24 protein-coding genes are annotated in these 24,108 nt (G+C 61.9%); 5 read left to right on the top strand and 19 right to left on the bottom strand.

The features are described from left to right. Positions 1–222: a hypothetical protein gene (locus tag AABA21_RS37085; protein ID WP_338257944.1), complete on the bottom strand. Its 222-nt coding sequence runs from the start codon at positions 220–222 to the stop codon at positions 1–3. 324 nt (positions 223–546) lie between these two features. Further along, the gene (locus AABA21_RS37080; protein ID WP_338257942.1) at positions 547–696 is read right to left on the bottom strand and encodes a hypothetical protein; all 150 of its coding nucleotides are present in this window, start codon (positions 694–696) and stop codon (positions 547–549) included. Between the two features lie 454 nt (positions 697–1,150). Here AABA21_RS37080 and AABA21_RS37075 point away from each other — a divergent pair, with 454 nt between their 5' ends. The 5 genes from AABA21_RS37075 (at position 1,151) to AABA21_RS37055 (ending at position 9,213) form a co-directional block, all read left to right on the top strand. Next, positions 1,151–1,480, top strand: coding sequence for a hypothetical protein (locus AABA21_RS37075; RefSeq protein WP_338257941.1), 330 nt, complete (start codon positions 1,151–1,153; stop codon positions 1,478–1,480). Next, complete coding sequence (locus AABA21_RS37070) at positions 1,477–1,836, top strand: hypothetical protein (protein ID WP_338257940.1); 360 nt, start codon at positions 1,477–1,479, stop codon at positions 1,834–1,836. Before AABA21_RS37075 ends, AABA21_RS37070 begins: the two co-directional genes overlap by 4 nt. A 127-nt stretch (positions 1,837–1,963) precedes the next feature. After that, the gene (locus AABA21_RS37065; RefSeq protein ID WP_338257938.1) at positions 1,964–6,814 is read left to right on the top strand and encodes an HAD-IC family P-type ATPase; all 4,851 of its coding nucleotides are present in this window, start codon (positions 1,964–1,966) and stop codon (positions 6,812–6,814) included. 177 nt (positions 6,815–6,991) lie between these two features. Beyond that, complete coding sequence (locus AABA21_RS37060; protein ID WP_338257937.1) at positions 6,992–7,744, top strand: hypothetical protein; 753 nt, start codon at positions 6,992–6,994, stop codon at positions 7,742–7,744. Positions 7,745–7,986: 242 nt separating this feature from the next. Continuing rightward, complete coding sequence (locus AABA21_RS37055) at positions 7,987–9,213, top strand: MDR family MFS transporter (protein WP_338257936.1); 1,227 nt, start codon at positions 7,987–7,989, stop codon at positions 9,211–9,213. A gap of 110 nt (positions 9,214–9,323) precedes the next feature. Here AABA21_RS37055 and AABA21_RS37050 read toward each other — a convergent pair whose 3' ends face one another. The 17 genes from AABA21_RS37050 to AABA21_RS36970 form a co-directional block, all read right to left on the bottom strand. Beyond that, on the bottom strand, positions 9,324–9,548 hold the full coding sequence (locus tag AABA21_RS37050) for a hypothetical protein (protein ID WP_338257935.1): 225 nt from the start codon (positions 9,546–9,548) through the stop codon (positions 9,324–9,326). Continuing rightward, on the bottom strand, positions 9,535–11,037 hold the full coding sequence (locus AABA21_RS37045; RefSeq protein ID WP_338257933.1) for a hypothetical protein: 1,503 nt from the start codon (positions 11,035–11,037) through the stop codon (positions 9,535–9,537). The genes AABA21_RS37050 and AABA21_RS37045 overlap by 14 nt, the downstream gene beginning before the upstream one ends. Before the next feature lie 3 nt (positions 11,038–11,040). Next, a complete protein-coding gene (locus tag AABA21_RS37040) occupies positions 11,041–11,481 on the bottom strand; it encodes a hypothetical protein (RefSeq protein WP_338257931.1) in 441 nt (146 codons plus the stop codon). Further along, on the bottom strand, positions 11,478–11,807 hold the full coding sequence (locus AABA21_RS37035; RefSeq protein ID WP_338257929.1) for a hypothetical protein: 330 nt from the start codon (positions 11,805–11,807) through the stop codon (positions 11,478–11,480). Before AABA21_RS37035 ends, AABA21_RS37040 begins: the two co-directional genes overlap by 4 nt. A gap of 278 nt (positions 11,808–12,085) precedes the next feature. Next, complete coding sequence (locus tag AABA21_RS37030) at positions 12,086–12,817, bottom strand: hypothetical protein (protein ID WP_338257927.1); 732 nt, start codon at positions 12,815–12,817, stop codon at positions 12,086–12,088. A 27-nt stretch (positions 12,818–12,844) separates the two neighbouring features. After that, positions 12,845–13,273 (bottom strand): phage holin, LLH family, encoded by a 429-nt coding sequence (locus AABA21_RS37025; protein ID WP_338257926.1) that lies wholly within the window; start codon positions 13,271–13,273, stop codon positions 12,845–12,847. A 96-nt stretch (positions 13,274–13,369) separates the two neighbouring features. Next, entirely contained in the window at positions 13,370–14,215 is an 846-nt protein-coding gene (locus AABA21_RS37020) for a C39 family peptidase (RefSeq protein ID WP_338257923.1), read from the bottom strand. Between the two features lie 7 nt (positions 14,216–14,222). Next, positions 14,223–16,241: a hypothetical protein gene (locus AABA21_RS37015; protein WP_338257921.1), complete on the bottom strand. Its 2,019-nt coding sequence runs from the start codon at positions 16,239–16,241 to the stop codon at positions 14,223–14,225. Position 16,242: 1 nt separating this feature from the next. Next, a complete protein-coding gene (locus AABA21_RS37010) occupies positions 16,243–16,566 on the bottom strand; it encodes a hypothetical protein (protein ID WP_338257919.1) in 324 nt (107 codons plus the stop codon). Then, positions 16,563–17,162, bottom strand: coding sequence for a hypothetical protein (locus AABA21_RS37005; RefSeq protein WP_338257917.1), 600 nt, complete (start codon positions 17,160–17,162; stop codon positions 16,563–16,565). Before AABA21_RS37005 ends, AABA21_RS37010 begins: the two co-directional genes overlap by 4 nt. Before the next feature lie 28 nt (positions 17,163–17,190). Beyond that, on the bottom strand, positions 17,191–17,481 hold the full coding sequence (locus tag AABA21_RS37000) for a hypothetical protein (protein ID WP_338257916.1): 291 nt from the start codon (positions 17,479–17,481) through the stop codon (positions 17,191–17,193). Positions 17,482–17,508: 27 nt separating this feature from the next. Next, positions 17,509–18,651 carry a hypothetical protein gene (locus AABA21_RS36995; RefSeq protein ID WP_338257915.1) on the bottom strand — a complete coding sequence of 381 codons (1,143 nt, stop codon included), beginning with the start codon at positions 18,649–18,651 and terminating at the stop codon, positions 17,509–17,511. 165 nt (positions 18,652–18,816) lie between these two features. Further along, positions 18,817–20,907, bottom strand: a complete 2,091-nt coding sequence (locus AABA21_RS36990) for a phage major capsid protein (protein ID WP_338257914.1) — start codon at positions 20,905–20,907, stop codon at positions 18,817–18,819. A gap of 278 nt (positions 20,908–21,185) precedes the next feature. Continuing rightward, on the bottom strand, positions 21,186–21,599 hold the full coding sequence (locus AABA21_RS36985; protein WP_338257913.1) for a hypothetical protein: 414 nt from the start codon (positions 21,597–21,599) through the stop codon (positions 21,186–21,188). Continuing rightward, complete coding sequence (locus AABA21_RS36980) at positions 21,556–22,962, bottom strand: hypothetical protein (protein WP_338257911.1); 1,407 nt, start codon at positions 22,960–22,962, stop codon at positions 21,556–21,558. The genes AABA21_RS36985 and AABA21_RS36980 overlap by 44 nt, the downstream gene beginning before the upstream one ends. A gap of 3 nt (positions 22,963–22,965) precedes the next feature. Continuing rightward, positions 22,966–23,265, bottom strand: coding sequence for a hypothetical protein (locus AABA21_RS36975; protein WP_338257910.1), 300 nt, complete (start codon positions 23,263–23,265; stop codon positions 22,966–22,968). 584 nt (positions 23,266–23,849) lie between these two features. Continuing rightward, positions 23,850–24,092 (bottom strand): hypothetical protein, encoded by a 243-nt coding sequence (locus tag AABA21_RS36970; protein ID WP_479430361.1) that lies wholly within the window; start codon positions 24,090–24,092, stop codon positions 23,850–23,852. Between the last annotated feature and the right edge of the window lie 16 nt (positions 24,093–24,108).

The following is a 24,108-nucleotide window of genomic DNA, read 5'->3' as shown; positions in this document are numbered from 1 at the left end:
TTACCCTCCTGACCCTTTGGCAGCTGTCGCCGGCCGAGTGCCAGCTTCCTGCCCGGTCTGTGCAAAACCGCGGCCGACATTACGAGCGAAGGAGTTAATAGCATCGCCCGCCATCAGCACTCCGGCTGTTCCATATACCAGACCCTGGCGGATAAGCTTGCGCGCACGCGGCGAGAAGAGGGCGGCAACCACAGCGGCGGTCACGGCAATTTCAGGTTCCACAAAATCCTCGGGCTCCATAGTCTGCCTTTCCTTTCATCGGACATTCAACCGGTCCAGATATTTCAGCCAAAAGATGAGCATCACCATCCCTCCCGCTTAGCAAGAGGGCAGCTAAACATAATGCTCTGCCACGCGTGATTGAAAACAGATACTGCCCACACGCATCCATGACCAAAAAAGATACAGCGCTGAAGGTGGGATACGCCCGCAAAATTCATCCTGAGGAGAGAGATAGGGGACCAAAAAAGGGATAAAAAGCCTCGTTGGGAAGAGGGAAGAGTTGCGCAGTGAAAGAAACGCTTGCTCGCGTTCTATTTAGTATTACTAAGCAAGGCTGATCTGTGAGGAGCGTGTTTGGACGATCATGGCATTGAGAATAGCGGAAAACGCGGCCATCGCCAGCTTCATAAACAGGTCCGTCAGCAGATCAATCAGTAGCTTCATCAGAAACTCGAAAATGATACCCCAGATCATACAGTAGCTCCATTTCTAGTGATAAGCGATTCAATGTCATTTATCAGTTAATTCAAAGGTATAACCTTGAACATATAGCCGCTTCATTCACTCGCCATTTTACTCTCCCATTGTTAAGGCTAAGTTAACTATATGTTAATTTAACGATTCTAGATAGCGGCACTGGCTGTGTATATTGGTATATCGGCTGCGCGGCCGCGCAGCCGATATACCAATATACACAGCCAGTGCCGGCAGTCTTGCCCTACCTTGTGGTGAAGATGCGTATTTGTCTCATTCTGTAGACTATTCCTATATTACATAGTTCCTGGTCATTTGCGGGCCCGCGCTGGGGCTGCCAACCAGGCGCATGCAATGTATAACTCCTCCAGACAGAAGTAGATGGATAGGCGTCGGACAATGGAGGCCTCTCCCATACTCAGCAGCTATAAAAGAGAAAAGAGGAAGAAAGAATATGGAACCTGCGGATTTTGTGGAACCTGAAATCGCCGTGACCGCGGCGATTACGGCGGCTATCTGCTCGCCGCGCGCGCGTAAGGCTATGCGTAAAGGCCTGGTGTATGGTATAGCCGGCGTGCTTACCGCCGGCGATGTCGTTACGTCCTTCGCTCGCAGTATGCGCCAGGGGGTCGAGCAGACGGGCAATGGAAGAGCGGCGGCCACCGCGGTTAAAGAGGAGGCAGCTCAGCCTTCCAAAAAAGCTGAGGTAGCTGAACCCGAGGCGGCGGCCGAGCCACAGCGCAAGGCCACCAAAAAGAAGGAGACAGGAGGAAAATCCGCATGACACAGACGCGGGAACATGAGGCGCTGCGGGCCGAACAGATCGCGTCCGTGGCGGGCAGCCAGCTGGGCACCTGGGTCGGCCTGACGACGCGGCGCTTGCTGCAGGCGACACAGACGCTACGCGATGGAGCCAACCACGTGGGCGCATCTACCACATCAGCGACTACGAAACGGCCATCCACCAATGGCCAGTTGCCGCCGACGATGGAGAGGGCGGAAGTGCTGGTGGAGCGACTGGGACAGTGGTCCCTGGAGGCCGGCGCGCAGGCGCAAAAGACGCTGGCTCGCCTGTGGGAAGATACCGAAGATATGTATATGGAAGCTCAGGATATGCGCTCCCGGTGGAAAAATTTATAAAATTGCCATAGTATAATAGTGTTCGCTTGTTTATTGAGCCTGTCGTTTTCCTGAGCCAATCCATGCTGCTATTGAAACGCAACAGAGGGCGGCTGATCGATGTACACGAGAAGGGTGGGGTGATGCCATGAGCGTAGCGGGAACAATTGATGTGCTGCATACCATAACGGGCCGGGTACGCGTCCATGTGCCAGGCTGGTCGGGACAGGGGAGGCGCCACGTTGAGATGCAGCTGCAGCAGTTGCCGGGTGTCGAGCGGGTTCAGGCGAATCCGGTCACCGGCAATATCCTGCTGCTCTTTGATCCCACGGTTCAGAGCGAGCCGTCCCTCCTGCAGGCCATCCAGGCGCTTGACCTGGAGCAGATCAATACCCGGCCAGCCGAGCCCGAGCCGCCTCCGGTCGTCCGTGAGAAGGTGGGAAAGATGGTGCGGGCGCGTATCGCGGTGCGCGGGCTGGACCGCGATCCAGAGCTGGCGATTCGGGTGGTGGAGCGGCTGGAGAGGCGTCCGGGGGTGCGCGCGCACGCCAATCCGCTGACCGGTCGTGTGCTGGTGGAGTTTACCGAGCACGAGGATCAGCTGGACGACCTGATCGCGGAAGTGGCCGACATGGAGCTGCCCGAGATGGTCGGAGATGATCGGCCGGCCTATCCGCTCGATCCTAATCCGCTGATCCAGAGTGCGGCGCGCATGCTGGGCACGGGCCTGGGCCTGAGCTTTCTGGCCGTCCGGCGCTTCATCGGCCAGCAAGAACTGCTGCCCGGCGCGGGGGCGGCCGCGTATGCCGCTGGCGTCATCGGTCTGCTGCAGGGCTTCCCCCCTGTGCGCCACGGGATGCGCCGCACGTTTGGACGCTCGGTGGCCGACCTGATCTTCGCTATCCCCAATATCATCCTGTTGACGCTTTCCAGCAGTCCCCTCGGGCTAGCGCTCTCGGGAGCCGAGTCGCTGCGTCTCTTTACGGAGGTGCAGGCGCGGCGCGCGGCCTGGCGCGCCCATGAGAAACGCGTGGCCCAGGCTCCTTCCGCGCGGGCCAACGTGCATCTGCGGATGGAGAGCGACGAGTGCGTACCCCTGCAGGCGCAGGTGCTTGAAGGCACGGGCACGGCAATTGGACTCGACGGCATGCCGCTGCCCGCCTATCCTGGCTCATCGCTGCCACCGGGCGCGCGCCTCTATGGCGGCCCATTTGTGGTACAGCTCAGTGGCGAGAAATCGTTTAAGCGCTTTACGCCGCGACGGCGCAGAGAGCCGCCCTCCCCGACGCTCTACGATCACTATCAGCGCATCCAGGCACCCGTCTCGCTGTCCTACGCGGCCCTGACCGGCCTGCTCACAGGCTCACTGGGACAGGCATTCACGGCCCTCTTGCTTGTCAATCCGCGCACGGCCTCGATCGGGATCGATAGCTCAGAACTGCATGCCAATGCGTATGTGTTGCGCGCCGGCGTAACGGTGGTGGGCACGCGACCCGGCAGGAACATCCGCCGTCCCCAGTTGTTGCTATTGGATAATGCGCGCCTGCTCAGCGAGCGGCTCGAACTCACCAATGCGCTGTCGCTAAGCGAGGACCTGGAGGCAGCTGAGGCGTTGATGCTGGCGGCGGGCATTAGCGCAGCCGCCAGTTCACCATGGGGAGCTAGCTTCCGGGCCGCCCGCATGATCTCGGCCACCGGGGGGAGCTTCGATGGCAGGAGCGCGCGCGCCACCATCGAGGATATAACCTACACCCTCGGACCAATAGACGATTGGCAGGCTCTGCCGGAGGCCGCCTCCCTGCGCCAGCGCGGCAACTATATCCTGGTCCTGCGGCGCGAGCGCGAAGAGCGGCCGCTGGCGCTCTTCGCGCTGCGGCCATACCTGTCCCCCGAGGTTCCGGTGCTGGTGGCGACCTGTCAGCGCGCCGGAGTCAAGCTGGCACTGCTGTCCCAGGGGGATGAGTTGGTGCTGCGCGCGCTGGCGCGCCGGGCTCAGATCGACCTGATCGAAACTGGCTCCGCCCTCGACATCATCGCGGAACGGCAGCAGCGGGGAGAGATGGTCGCGTTCGTCTCGGATAACGTGTCCGCGATGGCGGGCTTCGCCGCCTGCGATCTGGCGATCGGGCTGAACGACGATCGCAGCCGCTTTCAGGCGCGGGCGGATCTGCTGGCCCCGGACCTGGCGGCGGTGGCGGCAATCATCGAGGCAGGAGCCAGGCGCGATGCCACCGTGCGCGACTCGGTTGTCCTCTCAACTATCTCATCCATTGTCGGCATGGTCTGGGGCGTGCGCGGGATGCCCGCGGTCAGGATCGCCTCGCGCGTCGTCTATGTGACCTCCCTGGCGGCCATCGCTGATGGCTGGCTGAGGCTGCGTGGCGGCCGGCGCACCCAGGGGACCATTACGCGGCTGGCTGATCCACAGCCAGAGCGCTGGGGACGGCAGGACGTTGACAAGATATTGGAGACACTGCGCACCAGTCGGAAGGGACTGACGAAGAAACAGGCCGCTGAACGCCAGCGCGCCGTGCCATCCCTCAAGCAGAAGAATGCGCTGGGCGCGGCGGTCATGGAACAGGTTCGTTCCCCACTGACCGGTATCCTGGCGGCGGGGGCGGCGCTCTCCCTCGTCTTTGGCTCGATCGGCGACGTCGTCCTCATCAGCACCACCATTGTCGCCAATACCGTGATCAGTGTCTGGCAGGAACGCAAGGCCAACCAGGTGGCGGAGGCCTTGCGCCAGATCGGCGTGTCGCAGGCCCGCGTGCTGCGCGACAATCATGAGAAGACCATCCCTGCCGATGAGGTGGTGCCCGGCGATATCCTGCTGCTGGCCTCGGGGGATCGCATCGCGGCCGACGCCCGCGTCATCGAGTCGCTGAATCTGGAGGTGGATGAGGCCGCGCTAACCGGCGAGTCCTTCCCGGTCAAGAAGGTAGCGACCGGCGGCAATGACAGCGATCGCATCGTGCTGGATGGAAGCAACGTGCTCTCCGGCACGGCGCGCGCAGTGGTGGTGGCGGTAGGCGGCAAGACGCGCATGGGGGCGACCCGGCTGGCGCTGATGGAGGAGAGTCAGCAGCTCAATCCGCTGGGCACGCGCCTGAGTCGGATGCTAAAGGTCTTCCTGCCGGTCTCGGCGCTCGGGGGCGCCGTGGTGATCGCGTCGGGACTGCTCTGGGGACAGTCGTTCCCCGGCATCCTGGCCATCGGAGCTACTGTGGCCCTGGCTGGCGTGCCTGAAGGGCTGCCATTGCTCTCGCGCGTAGGCGAGACCGGCGTGGCCCACCGGCTGGCCGGCCACCGGGCGGTGGTGCGGCGCCTCTCCTCGGTTGAGGCGCTCGGCCGCGTCGACGTGGTCTGCACCGACAAGACGGGCACGATGACGCGGGGACGCCTGCAGCTGACCACAGTGGCCGATACACGACAGGAGGCCACGCTGTCGCCGAACCTCTCACCCGAGCTGACCCGCGTGGTGCTGGCGGCGGCCCTGGCCAGTCCCCATCCCGATGAGCAGGGCGCGGGGGCCCATCCGACCGACGTCGCCGTCGTCCAGGGGGCCATCGTGGCCGGCCTGAGGGAGCAGATCAGCCTTAAACACGACGTGGACCTCTCCTTCGATCCGGTGCGCTCGTTCTCGGTCACCAGGATTCAGGACAGACTCTATATCAAGGGCGCGCCGGAGACGATCCTGGAGCGCTGCGCCTTCACGCTGCAAGACGATGGGCAACGGGAGCTCGACGCGGCTGGTCGGGCCACGCTCCAGAGCCGGTCGCTGGAACTGGCGGAAAAAGGGCTGCGCGTGCTGATGGTCGCCGAGGGCCCGGTGGATACACGGCTCGATGATCCCCAGAACCTTACCGCCCTGGGCTTCGTGGGCATCAGCGATCCGCTGCGTCCGACCGTGGTGGAGGCGGTCCGACATTGCCAGCAGGCTGGCGTACGCGTGGTGATGATTACCGGAGATCATCCAGTGACGGCCCGCGCCATCGCGCGCGAGGCGGGACTGCTCGGGGAACAGGACGAGGTGCTCAACGCGGCCACCATCGCGGATCTGCAGAATGGCGACCTCGACCGGCTGATCAAAAACGCCGCCGTCATTGCGCGAGCCACGCCGCTCGACAAGCTGCGCATCATCGAGAGCCTGCATCGTCAGGGCCATACAGTGGCGATGACCGGCGATGGCGTCAACGACGCGCCCGCCCTGCGGCTGGCGGACATCGGCATCGCCATGGGCAAGAGCGGCACCGAGGTGGCGCGCCAGACGGCGGACGTGGTGATTACCGACGACGACTTCTCGACGCTGGTCCAGGCCTGCGTCGAGGGGCGCAGCTTCTGGCGCAACATGCGCCGCTCGCTGGGGTTACTGCTGGGCGGCAACCTGGGTGAACTGGGAATGGTAGTGGGCGCCAGTCTGCTGGGCGCCGGCATGCCTCTCACGGTGGCCCAGATCCTGGCCGTCAACGCGATCACCGACGTGCTGCCCGCGCTGGCCGTGATCCTGCAGCAGCCCGAGCACCGCGACCTGACCCAGCTGCGCCGCGAGGGCACGGCCGCCCTCGACGCCCCGCTGCGCAACGAGATCCTGCGCCGGGGGCTGGCCACGGCCATCCCCTCCCTTGGCGCCTACCTGCTCACGCGCAGCCTCGACTCGCTCCCGGCGGCCCGCTCGGTCGCCTTCGCCAGCATCGTCACCACCCAGCTGGCCCAGACCCTGATGGCCGGCCGCGCCGAAGGCCACCTGACGCGTCCCGTGCTCGGAGCCGTCGGCGGCTCGCTCGGCGTCCTACTGGCCGCCTTCACCATCCCATCGCTGCGCCGCCTCCTCAGCCTCGTCGCCCTCTCGCCATCCACCCTGCTCCTCACCGGAGCCAGCGCGCTCTCAGCCGTCCTCCTCAACAGCCTCCTCACCAAAACCAACCTCCTCACCAGCCACCCCCCATACGTTCGGCCCTCGCATCCGATTTCCCCCTCCCCTTCTCTCACGCCCTCGTAGGTTCGGCTCGCTTCGAGGGTACATTCATAGAGGCTGCCATTCCACCAAAATCCCTTTCTTGCCATTTACTACGTCCCTTGCAAATTTTTATTACAATATGTTATAGTATATATAACAAAAAGGAATATTCCAGGCTAGTGAGGGAAAAACCAGGCATCTTCTCAGGAGGAGAATGCGATGACACATGATGTTAACTGGAGCCCCTATACGGGGAGTAGCTCTTCTATCCTGGCGGGCGTATTACTACTCGCCATAGTCGTTTTGACATATGTGGGTGTGCGTTTTCGGCAAGGGAGGCCAGCGAAAGGTCCGGGAATGTTTCTCGGCACGCTGCTCATTATCAGCTTTGTTTTAGCGCTTCTGACCTTTACGATAGCCAGCGTGACCTACGGCCTGGCTGACGTGAAGCAGGGGATACATTTCACGTCCAAAAATCCTATTACCCCTGTCACCATGATTTCGGCCATCATTACCTTTTTTGTCATCCTGTACTTGACGCATAAAAGTGGAGCCAGAACTGCCATTGTCAGCGCCATCGTTGGCACCATCGCGGCGCCGCTGATCTTTGAGCTACCCTTCGATCTCATCGTAATGTGGCACACGTTCCCGCCATCCCCGCCAACCCTGTACACGCTGCTCTACTTTTTCCCGCTTCTTCTCGTGGAGATCCTGAGCTTCGCCCTGCTCACCTTTTCCCAGGTCATGCAGCTCTCGAAATCCACCTTCTTCCTGTTAGCCGGGATGTTCTTCATCTTCGCCGTCTGGGCGCTGACTGGCTTCGCCTATCCCTCCACGCCTTTTCCGATTGCTATGAATATGCTCTCCAAGGTCGTGGCCTTTGCGGTAGCCATCTCGCTCTTTTTGCGCGACTGGAAGAAGCTATTTCTTCCAGCCAGTCCACGCGAGGCCCCTCAAGAAAGGTCCCTATAGTTACGGCCCTCGCGGTCGTTTGGAACGCGAGCGAAGCGATTGCGTCCCAGGCTCCCGGCCGGTTCGGCTTCTCGTGGAGAATACCCATATCGCTCCCAAACAGAAAATGTATGAAGAATAATAAAGGCCGAAAAACTCTAGCATTATGCTGTATTTGTGTATATACTTGTACCGGCGGGAAACAATAGTGTTCTTTTGCTAACTTCCACGTATTCTCATTTAGATAGGGATGTCGATTCGCGATGCCGAAAGCATTCAAATTTCCACGGTCACTCTGGGTCGTCTTTGTAGGTACGTTCATCAATCGTTTTGGCGGTTTCGCGAGTGAGTTTCTGGTATTCTATATGCTCGCCAGAGGCTACACGGCGGTTCAGGTCGGGATAGCGGCCAGTGCCTATGGGATCGGCAGCATCGGGGCCGCCGCGCTGGGAGGCTATCTGGCAGATCGGCTGGGGCGCCGCAATACGATTATGCTCTCGATGTTTTCTTCGGCGGCGACCATGTTGTTGCTGTCACAGGTGACGACAATGCCGCTGATCGTGGCGCTGGTCGCGCTGGCTGGACTGACCACGGAGCTCTATCGGCCAGCCTCAAGCGCGCTGATCGCCGAGCTCGTTGAGACACAGCAGCGCGTCAACGCCTTCGCAGCCTATCGACTGGCCATCAATCTAGGAGTGACGGTGGGCGCGGCCGTGGCGGGCTTTATCGCCAGCCGCTCGTTCTTGTGGCTCTTCGTCGGCGATGCCTCAACATCGATCATCTTCGGCCTGCTGGCGCTCTTCGCGCTGCCCGCGCACGTGTCTCGGCACACCGCGCGCCAGCATAAAGACGTCATTAGAAGCGGATCGATGTGGTCGGATTATGGCTTCCTAATCTTTCTACTGGCCTCGACCGCCATCGCTGTTGTCTATATGCAGCAACTTTCGACACTGGCCCTGCAAGTTAAAGCGTTTGGATTTTCAAGCGCGGTCTATGGCCTCCTGATCTCCCTGAACGGCCTGACCGTTGTGTTCCTGGAATTGCCTATCAGCATGATCACGCAGCGCTTCTCCAAACAGCTCATGATTGCTCTCGGCTTCCTGCTGATCGCGCTCGGCTTCGGCCTGACCGGATTCGCGCCCACCGTTCCGCTGCTGGCATTCACCGTCATCCTCTGGACGCTTGGCGAAATGGTCCAGGGGCCCATCGCGGCCGCCTATGTCGCCGACCTCTCACCCGCCCATATTCAGGGACGCTATCAGGGCGCCGCAGGGATGTCCTGGAGTATCGGCCTGGTTCTGGCGCCGCTACTCGGCACCATCATCTATTCCTGGAATGCCACACTGTTCTGGCCGCTGTGTGGACTGCTGGCCATGCTGGCTGCCCTGCTGGTCCTCCTGATCAAACGGCGTCCAACCTCGCCGCACCTCCAACCGAACTACGAAAACGGAGAGCCACCCATTCCGATCGCTATTCCTGATCCGTCGTAGCCCACATGGTGCTTTGCGGGTACGACCAGGGTTAACCAGTAATTGATCGGCCCATACTTTCAGGCTTGCCCGCTGTGGCAGGCAAGCCTGAAAGTATGGGCCGATCGAATCTATCTGCTTCCCTGCTTTTCCATCATATAATAGCATCGGTAGACCGTCGTTTGATATGTTTTATAGAGCAGGACATATGCTTTTTCAAGCATCTCCATTGGCAGTGGATAATCCAGACCAGCAAGGTGAAAGCGGCCCCGTGCCCGAACACCCACGTTTCCTTCAACATGATCGCGCCCCCGCGCATAGGTTCGGACCTCGCGTCCGATTTCAAAATCTCCCATCTCCCAGGTACAGCTGCCGGGGACGCACGATGGCGCCCTCGATGGGCGGGGGCTGCAGGTCGCGGATGGCCTCGGCGCACAGGGCCAGGCTCATCAGGAAGTCGTCGTGCCCTTCGGCGGGATCGACGTACATGTCGAGGCAGCCTTCGGCCGGGACACGGTAGCGAGCCAGCCGTAGCTGCTTCCAGCATTCTTCGTGGACGTCCGCCGGCGCCTCCTCCGATCGATAGAGTTTAAGCCGGGCGGAGTTGACGAGGCTGAGTAGCTGGTACGTAAGACGGCTCTTGCTGACACGGCTGAACTTGTAGCCGACGATGCGCTCGGACCCAAAGCGATCGCACAGCAGGCTGGCCAGGGCCTCGCCGAGTCCGCTGCTATCCACCAGCAGGCGGCGAATATTCCACAGCAGCAGCAGAGCGCTGACGCGAGCGTACTGGTCGCCGTGGCGCAAGCCGGTCCACCATTGCTGGTGCACGATCTCGATCCTGGGCAGCTCCAGCTCGTTGTAGCTGACGCGGCCGATGGTCAGGATGGTGCTGTCGCGCTTGTTGTTTGTCTGCTGCTCCTGACCCGGCCGGGGCCGCTCCTCGCCGCCAACGTCGAGTCCGGCGACGTAGTAGCCATCTTCTTCACCATCGCCGGGCTCGGCCAGCCAGGGATGGTCGCCGCGCAGCAGGTGGCGCTGCAGCTCGTTGAACAGGAAGCCGGCACCGCTGATGGGCAGCAGACGGTACTGGGTGCGGATCGAGACGTGCTCTTCGCCGAGGCGCCGCATCTCGCCCTCGACGAAGCTGCGGTAACGCGCGTTGATCGCCCCCAGCGTGCGCCAGTCGAACTCGAAGTGGCGCTGGATGCCGTCCTGCTGCTGCCGCTCCAGGTTGTGCGCTCGCATACGCGCCAGCAGCGTGTCGTCGCTCCAGGCGGTGCCATACATCACGGTGACGGCGTTGTTGGTGGCGGCCATCGGTTTAAGCTCAACGTCGTACTTCTCGATCTGCACGTCCTGGGCTTCGTCGATCTCCAGCAGCAGGCTGGCGGTGGCCCCGACAATCGAGGATTCGGGTCCGGCCGAGAAGAAGAGGATGCGGGGACCACCCTGCTCGTCGACCAGCGCCGGCTCGGGGGCGAGCCCGATGATGTAGCCAAAGGATTTCCAGACGCGCCCGCGCAGCATGGGGACTTCCAGCATATTAAGCAGGCGCATGCGCGAGTTGACGATCTGCGGCTTGTAGGTCGGGGCGGCCTTGACGATCGAGCCCTGCGGGTAGGCGAAGAGCAGATAGGCTTCCAGCACGGCGCTGAGCTGGTTCTTGCCCATCTGGCGCGCGAACATCACAGTAAAGGTGTCCCCGCGACCGGCACGAATGGCGGCCAGGATGGCGTCGCCGACCTGCTCCTGGTAGGGATAGAGCGGCTTGCCCAGGATGTGGCGCGCAAACCAGCCGATGCCGGGCTGAAATCTCTTCTCTACTACTGCGTCCATCTCCATCCTCTACGCCTCCAGCAGCTCGATCGTGACCTCGTAGGAGGCGGCCAGACTCCCACCGGCGGCCAGCGCGCTGACCTGGCTGTGCAGGTCGATGATGCGCTCGCTATAGTTGTCAAAGTGCACGCTCACGCTGCCATTGATAGGATCGACAAAGGTCAGGGTCGCGCCGAGACTCCCACCGTAGCTGGCGCGCAGGGCGTCTCGATAGGCCTGTCCGCTGACGCCGGTCGGCAGCCCATCATAGCGCAGCAGATCGTTCAGGCAGAGCACGACCATCTGCCAGCTGCGCTTGCCGGGTCCCAGATCAACGTAGGACAGCGAGCCGTCGGCGCGCACGCTCGTCTTGCGCACGCGCGGCTGCTGCACTTCGTAGCTCCCCGGCCGCACAAAGTAGCCCGTACCATCCAGGATCACCTCGCAATCCACCCCGATCGTCGCCATCACAACACCTGCTCTTCCTGGATGCGCGTCGTCGTGCTCGCCCCGCGATCATCGCTGATCGACACCATATCGCCATCGATCGAGACCGCGATCCCGCGCCGCCGCAGCGCCACACAGATCGTATCGATGATCAGGCTCAGCCGCGTATTCTCGGCCTTCATATCCTCCAGCCTAGCCCGCATCCCCGTCAGCTCGCTCTCCAGAGCCGCGATCACGCGCTCCTGAATCTCATTGGCCGTCCGCGCCATCCCCCCGCGATACGCCAGCAGCCCTCCAACGATCCCCCCCACCGTCAACACCAGATTCACCACATTCAAAACATCCATCATAAGTTCGGACCTCTCTCCAATATCTTCAAAGAAGGAAATGTAAAAAGAAAAAAGACCAAAGTACGTGCGGGGCTTGCCCCCGCTTCCTTCCTAGCCGCATGAAGACGTTCGCTATAAAGAGATGAGAAACGGTTTCATACGAGCATGCCCATTGTTCTTGTTGCTTTTTCGATGGGGAAGGAAGCGGGGGCAAGCCCCGCACGTACTGCGTTTCTTCTTTTTTCCATCTTTGCGTTTAATATGGATGGGTTGGGCATTGCACCCAATTTCTCCCTATCTCATAATCGGCTCCAATATCGCGGGACGTCGCCCCAATGGAGGCGCGCCGCGCTGGCGTAATCTCTCTGCCGCTTGATCTCCTGCAGGCGGGCTTCGAACTGCTCCAGACGCTGCCCGGCGGCGGCCAGCCACGCTCCTGGAATCTTCGTGTCATCGAGGCGGTCGTGCAGGGCGCCGTCCTGGAAGTCGAAGTTGTCGTTGCTCGGGACCTGGTAGGCCTGCATGGCGTAGGCGCAGGCCCCGGCAACAATCAGGTCGCGGTGCAGCTCGGGAATGGTCGAGCCGCTGCTATCCAGCTGGTGCTTTGTGGCGTAGAAGACGCGCATCAGCTGGCTGCCATCCTGCGGCAGCTCCGCACTGCCCAGGTGCAGCGTGAAGCCCGGTTGCTGGCCGCCGATAGCACCCGCCGCGTCAAACATGGCCGAGAACTCGCTGAAGGCGCGCTCAATCGGCGGCCAGCACATACTCCCCGCGCTATCGACCAGCGGATAGAGGATGCGCTCGATCCACAGCACAGGATAGGCGGGATTCCAGCTGGTCGGATAGGGATAGCTGCGCTGCCTGGCCTGCGTGGGCATGTCGACATACGCGATGTTGGGATAGTAGGCGGAGTAGCGCTCGACGGCCCGGTCGAGCGCGCGATCGATATCCCCCTGGCTCCAGCGCTGGTTGGGGCCAGCTGGATCAAACAGATCCAGCCGCACCATGTTTTCGAGGTCCGTTAACAGCATGCTCGTGTTTCTCCTGCCATCTGGACCCTAACCCTGCGCCGGAGCCGGCAGGGCCACCGTCGCAACCGTGGGCGCAGCCGCGGCAGCCGGCACGACCGCCGGGGTAACGCGCGTGGGTGCATCCTGGTAGGGACTGCGCGGCCCCTGGCTCTGCCGCACCGCGAAGACGGCGGCCTCCAGCGCCGTATTGAGCGCGCCTGGCTGCGGCACCGGCAGGTGGAAGGCATTGAACAGCTCGATAGCCGCGCGTAGCGCCACCTGCTTCTTCTCCAATGGACCATAATCGTTGTAGGCCTGCTCGGCCATCGAGACGGCCATCTGCACACACTTCTCCAGCATCTCCTGTTGCTTGCTCGGCAACCGGTGCTCAAAAAACTTCAGGCACCACACCGCCACCACGCACAAAAACGGAAACGCATTCAACACAATACCGGTCAACAACTCGCTCTGGGGCATAAACATTTTCTCCTCTTTGCATTCATGTAACATTAAATCGGACGCGAGGTCCGAACCTATGGATGGGTAACGGCAAATCGGACGCGAGGTCCGGACCTATGCGTGCGTGACGGTGAGCTGGGCTTTGAGGGTGTCGCGCTCCTTGGTGAGCTGGCGGCCCATCTGTTCGAGGGCGATCAACTCCTGGCCGGTCCATGCCTCAAACACGGGGTGGGTCGCGCTCCATTCCAGGGTAGTGCGGCGGAAGCGCTGCCGCGTGCCGCCTCCCAGGCCGGGATTACCGACTTCGAGCTGCGCGACCCCCTGCTCATTCTCCAGCGGCAGATCGTCGCTGTCCCAGCCGTGGGTGAGGATGTAGTCGCGAAAACCTTTGACGACCACCTTGCCGTTGGGCGCGGTCAACGTGGTGCCGTCGTCCTTCCAGCCGGCCGGGACGTGCTTGACCAGCGCGGGCGGCTGCTTGCTCATGGGCCAGACCTCGTTGTATTTCAGCACCTTGAGCCAGTCGGCGTCGCTCTTCGTCACGGGCTGGGCGATATAGGGGTCCATCGCCGTCAGGGTGGTGGCGCTACAGCCATAGAAGGCGATCATATGCGTCCAGTCCAGGGAAGCGCTGACATAGGGATCGAGCTCGGCGGCCACCACGGGGTGCCCCTGGGCCAGCTCGGCGCGGATGCGGGAGAGCAGGGTGGACATCTCGCCATCGACGGTGTGCAGATCGACGCCGCGCCGGGCGGCCTCGGCCACGTAGTCGCTGACATAGGTGGCGCCGATGTAGCTGGCGCCATAGATGCTGTTCTTCAGCTGACTGCCCGTGGTGGGCTGGCCGGTTAAAAACTGGATGCAGGCGGCGATACTGGTGGCGACACAGTCATACTCGCGATTGGCCTGCGTGGGATCTTCGCTGCGCTGCGATTTCATGGGAAAGTTGCTTAATTCCATAGGTTTTCTATACTCCTTCAAGTTCTAGTGTGGTACTGTAGATGGCCTGCTGTGGCTCGTAAGTCGAGCTGCTACTCACAATGCGGGCGGTGCCGTCAATGGCGCCGCTGGCATCACTGATGCTGATTACATCCAGCAGCTGGTGGGCCGGATTGAACGGAATCTGGACCTGGTGCTGCCACCGGGCACGCTGTTCTTGCGCCAGCAGGAAAGACGCCTTGCTGGCGCACTGGGCCACGGTCAGCAGCTTCTGATCGACGTGCTGGATCAGGCCCTCCTGGCCGCTCCACTGCATCTGCTGGTCGTCGTAGACTTCAGCGGTGGTGAGCGCCATGCTGGCCCCGCCTGCGGGCGGCTTGCCGGTAACGATGATATGGTTGCCGCGCTGCACGCGCTGTCCCCAGCTGAGCCGCTCGATCTCTGACTGATAGGACCAGCTGGCGCCGGTGGCCGCGCTGAGATCCTGGAACTGCAGCACCTCGTCCTGGTCCAAAAAGTACTGCAGGTCGTAGATGTGGCACAGCTCGTCGAGGGCATGACGATAGCTGCCACCGACGGGCAGCACGAACAGCGGTACGCTCTGGCTCAGCTGACTGCTGGCGGGCAGCGCGAGCGCGAACAGTCCGGCGCGAGCGCAGACCTCGCGCAGCAGCCAGCCCAGCGGCTGCGCCGTATAGGTCATCTGGAAGCGATTGACCTGGTCCAGTTGCTGCGTCAGATCACCGCACAGCAGGCGCAGCCGCACTACGCCGGCCGCCCGTTCCAGCTCCATCGACTGGATGCGGTACGTCCCCACCTTCACCAGCTCGGGCACACCCGGCGCCGCCCCACTGCGATAGCCCGCCCGCAACACCAGCGAGCAGTTCGGCCCAATCGGCCCCGTCGCCCCCGGCTGACTGAGCACCACCTCTTGCCCGCCGTCCAGCACCATCTCCAGCTCGGTCGGCCTGCCCAGGCGCCCTTTAAGACTATACAAAATCACACGGTTGGTGCAGTCGAGGTAGTGCTGGCTGTCCTGCCTGTATGCAGGGGCTTTCAGGACGCTGGACATGCTGATGAGCAGGTTGGCGTTAGAGGTGCCGAGCGGACAGGCCCCGTACTGGGCCGACATGCTGTGGACGATGCTGCCCTGGGACCAGTGCTGCAGGTCGGCGCTCTGGCGCAGGCGCGGATAGCTGTAGACGGCCCCGGTCAGCAGGCCGCTGTCGGCCTCGATGCAGGCCAGGGTATAGAGACCGCTGGTGGGATCGTACTGCAGGCGGGGCGCGCGACGCGTGATGGCGTTGCCGGTAGCGGGCGCGACGGCCGGCAGTCCTTGCCAGCTGTTGCCGCCGGGTGCGTACGTGCTCTCGTACAGGGTGTTGCCATCGCTGAAGATGAGCCAGTAGAGGCTGCCGTCCCAGCAAGCCGTCAGGCCAGCTCCATAGGGGATGGCCGAGAGGCTGCTGCTGCGCAGGCTGCTCCAGCTGCCTCCGCTGTAGAAGGAGCAGCCGATCACGACGCCCCCGCTGACCTGGTAGAGGAAGAAGACGTCGTTGTTGCCGGCGCTGCCGATGCCCAGGATGGAGGCACCGCCGGGCGGCGTGAGCACGCTGGTCGGACTGGCGCTCCAGCTCTGGCCGCTGTCGCTGCTGCTCCAGGTCCACAGGGCGCTGCCACCGCTCCCCTGCTGCGCGAAGGCGCGCAGGATGCCACCGTTGTTGGAGATGGCGCAGCCGCCATCCTCAAAGCAGGTGGCGCCGGCTCCGCCCAACGTGCTCCAGCTGCTCCACTGGCTGACGCTGTCGGGATTGGCGATGCGCTGCCACTGCAGGGATTGTGAGTAGGCGCCGCTGCCGCGCGTGAGGCGGATGCGCACGATGCTGCCATCTCCGGCCACGCAGGCGTCGTGCCAGCCATCAGCGGCGCCGGGACTCTGATAGTCCTGGTAGTGCTGGATGTGGTCTTCAATGCTGACGCCGATGACTGGGACGCGCGTGCTGGCCCGCACAGCGGCGGCGAGGGTATCGCTGATCGTTCTGACCATCTTAGCGCGACCTGCTTTCCGTCTCGTCCACGACATGCACGCCGTCGGGACCCTCGCCGCGCATCTGCTGCATCAGGGTCTGCAGCCAGATCTGCACATTGCCGGTGGCGGCGGGCGGCGTCTCCAGCTTCTGTCTGATGGTCAGGAAGTGCTGGATCTGGCTGAGCATCTTGAGCGCGAAGCCGAGCCGCTCCTTCTGGCTCAGTTCGTCGAGGTCGATCCCAGCCAACAGGTCGCGTGTCTGCTCTTCGAGCTGTCCAACCCAGTGCTCGATGCGCTGCTCGGCGCCGCCGGGCTGGGGATGATTGTCTTGCTGTTGCTTCATATCACATATCCATAGGTGTAGAGGGTGAGGGTACAGCTGCCGACCTGAGCCCGCACGTCGATGCGCCCCTGGGCGTCCAGCGCCAGCAGTCCAGCGCCGTTGATGGCAACGCCGGCACTGGTGGTATTGCCCAGCGTGACGTAGGCGCTGAGATCGCTGGCGCCGTGTGGGGCGAGCTGCACGTAGCTGTTAAGCGTGCTGCTGCTGTAGTAGGCCTTGTAGAGCACACCCAGCGCGCGGTTGGGGATCCCGGAACTACCGCCGCTCAGCGTGTAGGTGGACACGCTGCCGGCGCTCAGAACATCACCGTTGATCTGGCGATAGCCGGGGACAAAGGTGACGCGCCCCGGCGTGGGCGTGGGGACCAGCGAGCCGGTACTGTAGACCGCCAGCACGACGGCGTCGCTAGCGTTGTGCTCGTCGAAGAAGAGGACGGCGCACAGAGAGCCGTTGAGCGGCGTACTGCTCCCATCGGCCTGAAAGGCGATCGGGACATTGGTGAGCTCGGTCGAGGTGGCCTCCAACAACAGGACCGAGGCGGTATAACTGGCGGGATTAAAGGCGGTCAGCAGGGCGCGCTTGATGACCTGGGCCATCGGGCACCTCCTCTCTCTTCTCTCAGGATCAGGCGTCGTTGCTGGCCTGCCCTGGATTGCCAATCAGGTCGCCGGCCACCTGCGTGTGGAAGCTGGCGGCGCTGTAGCTGCTGCCCAGAACGGCGTTGACGCTGCTGGCGATGTTGACCAGCGTCTGGCTGGCCGAGGGATCGACGCGCACCCAGGTGCCGTCCTGCGGTAGCACGCCATCTGCGACCAGCTGCTGGATAGCCAGAGTGCGCGGATTCAGGTAGCTGCCGATGGGCGCGGTCTGGCCGCCGTTGTAGCGGCCAAAGGCGAATTCAAGCTGATCTAACATAGTGGGAATGTCCTTTCTTGCCCGGGATTAATATTCGACGTACTTGATACTGCTGACATAGTTGCCGGCGGCGCTGGTCTCCAGGGTCAGCGTCAGACCATTCGAGCTGCCGGCCGGCAGAATAATACACTGCTCGTTCTGCAACAGCTCCAGGGCTCCGTTGCCGATATCGACCAGCGCGAAGGGTCCCGTGGGGGTGGTCGAGGTGTTGCTATACGTGCAGTTGGCGGCGATCGCGCTGGCGCTACCGCCTGCCTTCTGGTTGCTGACAGTGGCCGCGCTACCATAGGCCGGATCGCTGCCGGTTATCTTGACGCGGGCGTTGATGGCCCCGCCGCTGGCAGCCACGCGCAGCGAGTAGATCAGAATGTTCTTGCCGCTGGCGGACGGGTTGAACAGGCTGAGCGGATAGTCGTTGGTGCCCGAACCCGCGCTCTGCAGCCCTGTATGCGCGCAGTAGGCGTGTCCCTGCAGGGTCAACTGCCGCACCCAGTTCTGCACGCTGGGAACGCCGTTGATGCCGACGGCGCGATCGAGGCTCGTGCCGTTGAAGATGGCGGGACTGCTCAGCGGGATGTTGGAGCCAGAGCAGCCGTCCTGCGAGGCGGCGCGCGTCAGGTAGTAGTTGCCGGCGTTGGGATCGATGATCACGCTAGCCACGGGATCGATGCCGGTGGCCAGCAGGCCGTTGAGCTGCGGTCCCTGCGGCGCGTAGCCGTCCCAGAAGGCCCCGGTATGGTTGGCGTAGACGATACCCGACTGCAGGCTGACCGGATTGCTACCGGGCACATAACCGCTGGCGACATACACCACCTCGGTATATCCACCACCCACCAGCAGCATGGGCGCCCCAGCGATCAGCCCGGCCACCGATGAGAGCGTGATGCTGGTCGAACCCACGCCAGACCCGGCGCTGATATTGTTGAAGATGATACCCTTCCCCTGCAGTTCGCGCTTGCGATCAAAGTTGTTGTTGCCGGGTGCGCCATTGTTGAACAGGTACGTCACCCCCGGCGCGAAAGCCTGCCCCACGCCACCATCCAGCAGCGCGCTCCCGGCCGGCACCGTCTTCAGATTGCCGCCACCATCGACCTGCAGCGCCTGCCCGCCCCCCGCCGGATTCAAACCACCCACCAGACCCGACCCATCCGCATTCATAAAATTCGTCAATCACATGCTCCTTTCCATAAAACAAACAGCGCAACCGCCCTGGGCGCCCCCTTGCAGGCGCGAACATCCGTACGTGCCGGGCTCGCCCCGGCTTAGAGCCGAAGGCGACCCCGTACCCGAGCGCCCACGTCCCGCCAACGCAGCCATCTTCCCATGCGGGATCATTTAAATCCCGCGATATATGCCGCGATAATCGACGACGGCACCGCCGTATTCGTGGCGGATCTTATAGGTGATGGCATCCTGCGTGAAGTTGAGGCCCACCATCGGCTGATCCTGGATGAAGAGTGAGGGGTTCACCTGCCCGCCGACAAATCCGATTTCGATGGTGTCAACCTCGCGTGGATCACCGAGCAGGAACCATTGCGTGCTGCTGCTGAGCTGCGGCGCGACGATGGGGGTGACATAGCCCAGCATCGGGTTGATGTCGTTGTTGGGCGATCCGGGGACGCCGGCGGATTTGGTGACGACCATGCTGGTCCATTCCAACTCGGGCGGCACGACCAGGTAGCGGGGACGCAGCCCGAGGCGCTTGCCGGCGTAGTTGCTCTGCTCGCGCATGGCGGTGATGCCGTTCTGCATGGCCGTGGTCGAGAGCGCGGCCGCCCCCAGGTTGTTGTGCGGAGATCCCGTGGTGAACAGGTTGGCCGTGTCGTAGATGACCGGGTTGGTGGACAGAAACGAGTAGACGAACTCGGCCAGCGTGTAGGCCGCGGCCACCGCCAGCTTGGTCGGGATCTGCCGGATGGCCTGCAGGTCGTCATTGAGGATGGTCTCGCGCGAGATGGTCACAAGATTGCCGCGCTTCTGCGGGACATAGGTGGCCGCCGAGTCGGTCAGGGTGACGGTGCTGTACGGCGTGTCTTCGGCCACGACCGGCAGGCTGCCGAAGGCGCCCAGGCGCACGCGCGTCTGCTGCTTGAAGTCCTTAATGGGGATGACGCTGACGAATTTTTGCCATTCGGCGGGCCAGGCTTCGTAGTCCTTGAGCAGGCGCTTGTTCATGCTGGTGCCGAGCAGATAGGAGAAGCTGGCGGTGGTGGTGTCGGCCTCGCTAACGCGTCCGATGGGCGCGCTCTCGGCGACCTGGATCGGCCCCAGGTGGCTGCCGCTGCTGATGCCGGCGCGCAGCGAGGAGTCGCCGGTGACGCGGCTATACGCCTCGTGGATGCTAACGAAGCCGCGCACGTTGCCCACCTTGCCGGTATCGATATCCAGGCCAAACATGCCGTCAAAGGCGGCCTGTACCTTCTCGGCCTCCGTAACCATGCCGCTGATCGCCGTCTTCTCGTGGCCATGACCCCGGATCAACCCGTCGCGGCTCAATTGAGCCAGCAGGGTCTGGGCCGAACTGATCTCGTGCTCCAGTTCCTGCTCCTCGAACAGGCGCCCCTGCAGGCGCTGGCGCACCTGTGAGCGCGCGGCCTCGGGCAGGATGCTCTCCTGCAGGCGCCGCTCCAATAGCAGGTTGGCCTTCTGTAGATGTACCTCGTTGAGCAGGCGCTCGACCTCGCGGCGCTGCTGCTCGATCTGCTGCTGCTGTGTCTGTGCCTGTGCCTGGATAGCCTCGCCGGTCGTCTCGCCCTGCGTAGCTTCTTCAATCTTCTCTGGTGTTATGGTCATATGCTCATACTCTCCTTGTAATGTCATGTGATAGTTTGCCTTGTCATGATTATCGTGATTGTCGGTATCATCGTGATGGAGGATGCGGCGGAAGCTTCCTCCAGCGCTGGGCCGCGTGACGACGTCGCACGAGTTCAGCTGTACGACGCTGGTGATCTCTTTGGCCTTGCTGGCCTCGTTGAGCTGCCACTGGCCGAAGATGTCGATGGAGAGCCCGATCAGCTCGGGCCGGCCCAGGTCGCAGGCCTCCTTGATCATCGACCACAGCCAGTCGGCGGCCTCGAAGATGTGCAGCGTGGCGTCGACGCGCCCACCATCGCCCTGCGCCACATAGGTGGCATCCTGGTAGAAGCCCACCACGTCGCGCACCGAGCGATTCACCTGCTCCTCGCCCGAACGCGCGTGATCGGCGTAGGCCTGCGCCCCCTCGATCAACTGAGCGATCTGGCGCAGCGCCGCCTCATCATACACATAGCCATTCTTCGACCGCCCCCCTTGAATAATGGTCACCCGTACCGCGTGACCCTCCTCCGGCCCGACCGTGGAGACCTGCTCCACAATCTGCCCATCAATCCGAATCTGCTCCTCCCGTGGAGCAACTACTACGCTTCTCTCCATACGTTCGGACCTCACGTCCGATTTTCTCCTTTCTCTCCCCGGCGCAACCGCCCTCATATGTTCGGGCCTCACGCTAATGATCTTCAACTTAATAAAATGCAGGAAGAGAAACGACCACAGTACGTGCGGGGCTTGCCCCTGCTTGCTTGCTTCGCCATTGAAAAAGCCACAATAACCATGGTCATGTCCATATCCAACTGCTTCTCGTCTTTTTGCATGGGCATTTTCGAGCAGCGAGGAGGGAAGCGGGGGCAAGCCCCGCACGTACTGCTCTCTTTAAATTTCTACACCCATCACATGATGTGGCGCAGGTAGGCGTACACGCGTGTGCCGCCAGGCACAATTCCGGTGGGGATCGCTTCAACCACCTGGTATTTTCGGGCGGCCTGCACGCCGGCGGCGCTGGCGGTCGTGGTGTCGGCGATCATGACGACTCCTGTAAACGAGGTGTTGAGCGGGGCCAGCAACAGGGCGTCGTAGACGAGGCGCGGGACCTGCCCATCCCTGGCGGGTATCTGGCGCTCGATGCTGGCCTGTGGCCGCAGGATGACGTTGACGGATTGATAGCTGTAGCTGCCGCCGCTCTGGTAGACGAAGATGACCGTCTTCTGTCGTCCGCTCTGGGCCCGCGCCTGCAGAGCCAGGATGTGCGCCCGCTTGCGGTTATCGAGCGGCATGGGCCGCCTCGATCCTGGCCTGCTCTTCATGCATATCCACCTCGACCCCGACCAGTTGGAAGAGCATGTGCATGGCGGTCTCGTCGCTAACCCAGCCCTGCTGGTGAGCCACACTGAGCGCGTTGACCAGGCACTGCATGGCGCTGGCCAGCGTCAGATGGTCGGCGCAGTCGATCTCGGGGAAGATCACGTCGTAGCTGGTGTCCACCGACCGACCGAGGGCGCCGACGCGACGCGCCTCTTCGATGACGCGATCCAGGATAGTGCGCACGATGTATTTGAGGATCTTCTGCCGCCGCTGGAATCTGAGCAGGGCGGGCAATCCCATCTCGGCGGCGGTGGCCCGGTTGCCCTGCGAGGCGTCGCTCAGATAGTGCTCCGGCAGGCCGGCACCGACCGCGATCATCAGCTTGAGCGCGCGCCCGTCCTCTTTGGCGTCGCTGGCATTGATGGCCGGCTGCACCGCCGTCCACTTCTCGGCCTCGTTGTGCAGCAAGACGCTGCCAGGCTCGGGTGGATAGCTGTACTCCATGCGCTTTCTATCGATCGTCTTCTTGTCGGCCCCACTGAGCTGCACGTCCCACAGAAAGGCGCCTTTATATTTATTGATCCTGACCCTGTCGGTCAGCCAGTCCTTATAGCGTCTTAACCACGGCAGCAGCGTCGCCAGGTCCGAGCGTCCGCGCTTGGCGTTGGAGACCTTGTTGATGGCGAACTGCACCACCTCGCGGCCCGCCTCAAACCACTCTCCTTCCTCCTTCGCAACGGTCTCGTCCCTCAACATCGACTGTCCCCTGATCCCTATCTGGGAAACGTTCTGCCCGAGGGGACGCCGGTGGAAGCGCAGCGGTGTCTCGACATCCTCTGGATCGGTCTCGATCAGGTCGATCAGCGAGGGATCGATCAGGCGCAGCCGGACGCTGCCATCGTAGGGATTGACGAAGAAGCGTATGAAGATTTCTCCGTAGAGCGCCAGTTCCTGGCATAGATCGTAGATGCGCTCGTCCATGCGGTTGGCAGGATCGTGCCAGAAGCGCTGCAGCAGGCGCTGTACCTTTTTGTGGTTAGCCTCAATGCTGACCCCTTTGCCCAGCACGAAGCTGGTGGTCATCTCGATGATCGCCGAGGCCAGTGGATTGGCGTTCCAGGCCTCGTAGCACTGGTTGTGCAGTTCCAGGTACGTGGCGGGCACGATATCCTTGAGCGCGAAGTCATCGCTCAACCGCCGCCAGTAGTAGTCTTCCTCCCCACCTACCACGTTGCGACCCCAGGTCAGGTCCTCCTGCGTCAGCCCGACCGTGGACCCTCCTGAATCGATCTGCTCGGCGATGCGCTGCCGCCGACCCTTGTTGCGTCTCCCCATAACGCCATCACCACCTCTCCACCAATCCACGCCTTAGCGCGCCTTCGACTGCTTCCCATGGGCCTTCGCCGTGGTCGTCAACGCCTTCGGCCGCTGCCCATCCTCAGTACCATCCACATCATCCGGCGTCTGTGGCTCTTGCTGCCGCGCGCCCGCCTTGCCAACCACCACGATCGGTCGCCCGTGGCCCAGGCTGCGACAGGTATGGCACACCAGCCGCTTCTGCTCCTCTCCACTCGCCACCTCAGTCGTAACCACCGGATACAACGGAGCCACGCCCTCACCACAAAAATCACACGCGCGCGCCCGGCGCTGGGAACTACTATTCTGCATATTTCAATGCTCCTTCATCGGAATAAAAAGATTGATACGCAGATTCTATATGTACGTACACCGCACCAATCTTCAAGGTCGAATAAACAAGCGCCTGTCACCTTACGAAACAAAACACGAGAGAAGACATCAGCGTCAAAAGCCCGATCGACCTCACTCATGCATTATTACAGGCCAGCTACTACGCTACAGACTATACATCTATATCCCGTAATTGTCAACATAAACGCATCCAAACCCATAAAAATCAATAATTCTAATTATTTTTCCTTTTTGCCTTAGAATTCTTTCCGAAAATATTTAACCCAAAAAGAATAGAAACGCCCCATATATCCCATGTGTACACAGTAAAGCTATGGGAGCGCTAAATATTACTTTGCTGTGTAGGACAGGTCTTAGACAGTGGTTGATTCTCATGATCATTGCATGTAGCACGCCTGAGCTTTCGCGCCTCTGGCGCTCACCAGTCCATGGTGTATTGGTGCAGCAGGGGCTCCACGCACCCCTGCTGCACCAATACACAAAAAACAGTGCGGCCGCGTAGCGGACGCGAGTGCGGGGGCGCGCACGGGCCACCATGATTTTTATAACGACCAATGGATGAGCCTGATTGGCGTGACTCGAACAGTTTGTGAGAACTGCCGGGCAATTGCTTCCAGCTCCCAGTTCAGCTCTTTGAAACCATCGGCATATTTTCTGAAGTAGATAGGTGGAGTAACCTGCCCATCAGGCAAGATCGCCTCACCTTCCATCATGACGACATTATGCCCGTTCTCCGCTGTCTCCAACGCAAGCAGAATCGCAGGATTGTGACGGAGATTGCGCACCTTCTGGCTGTCGGGC

Source organism: Dictyobacter halimunensis (assembly GCF_036245075.1).
This window is presented reverse-complemented; position numbering and strand designations above follow the sequence as displayed.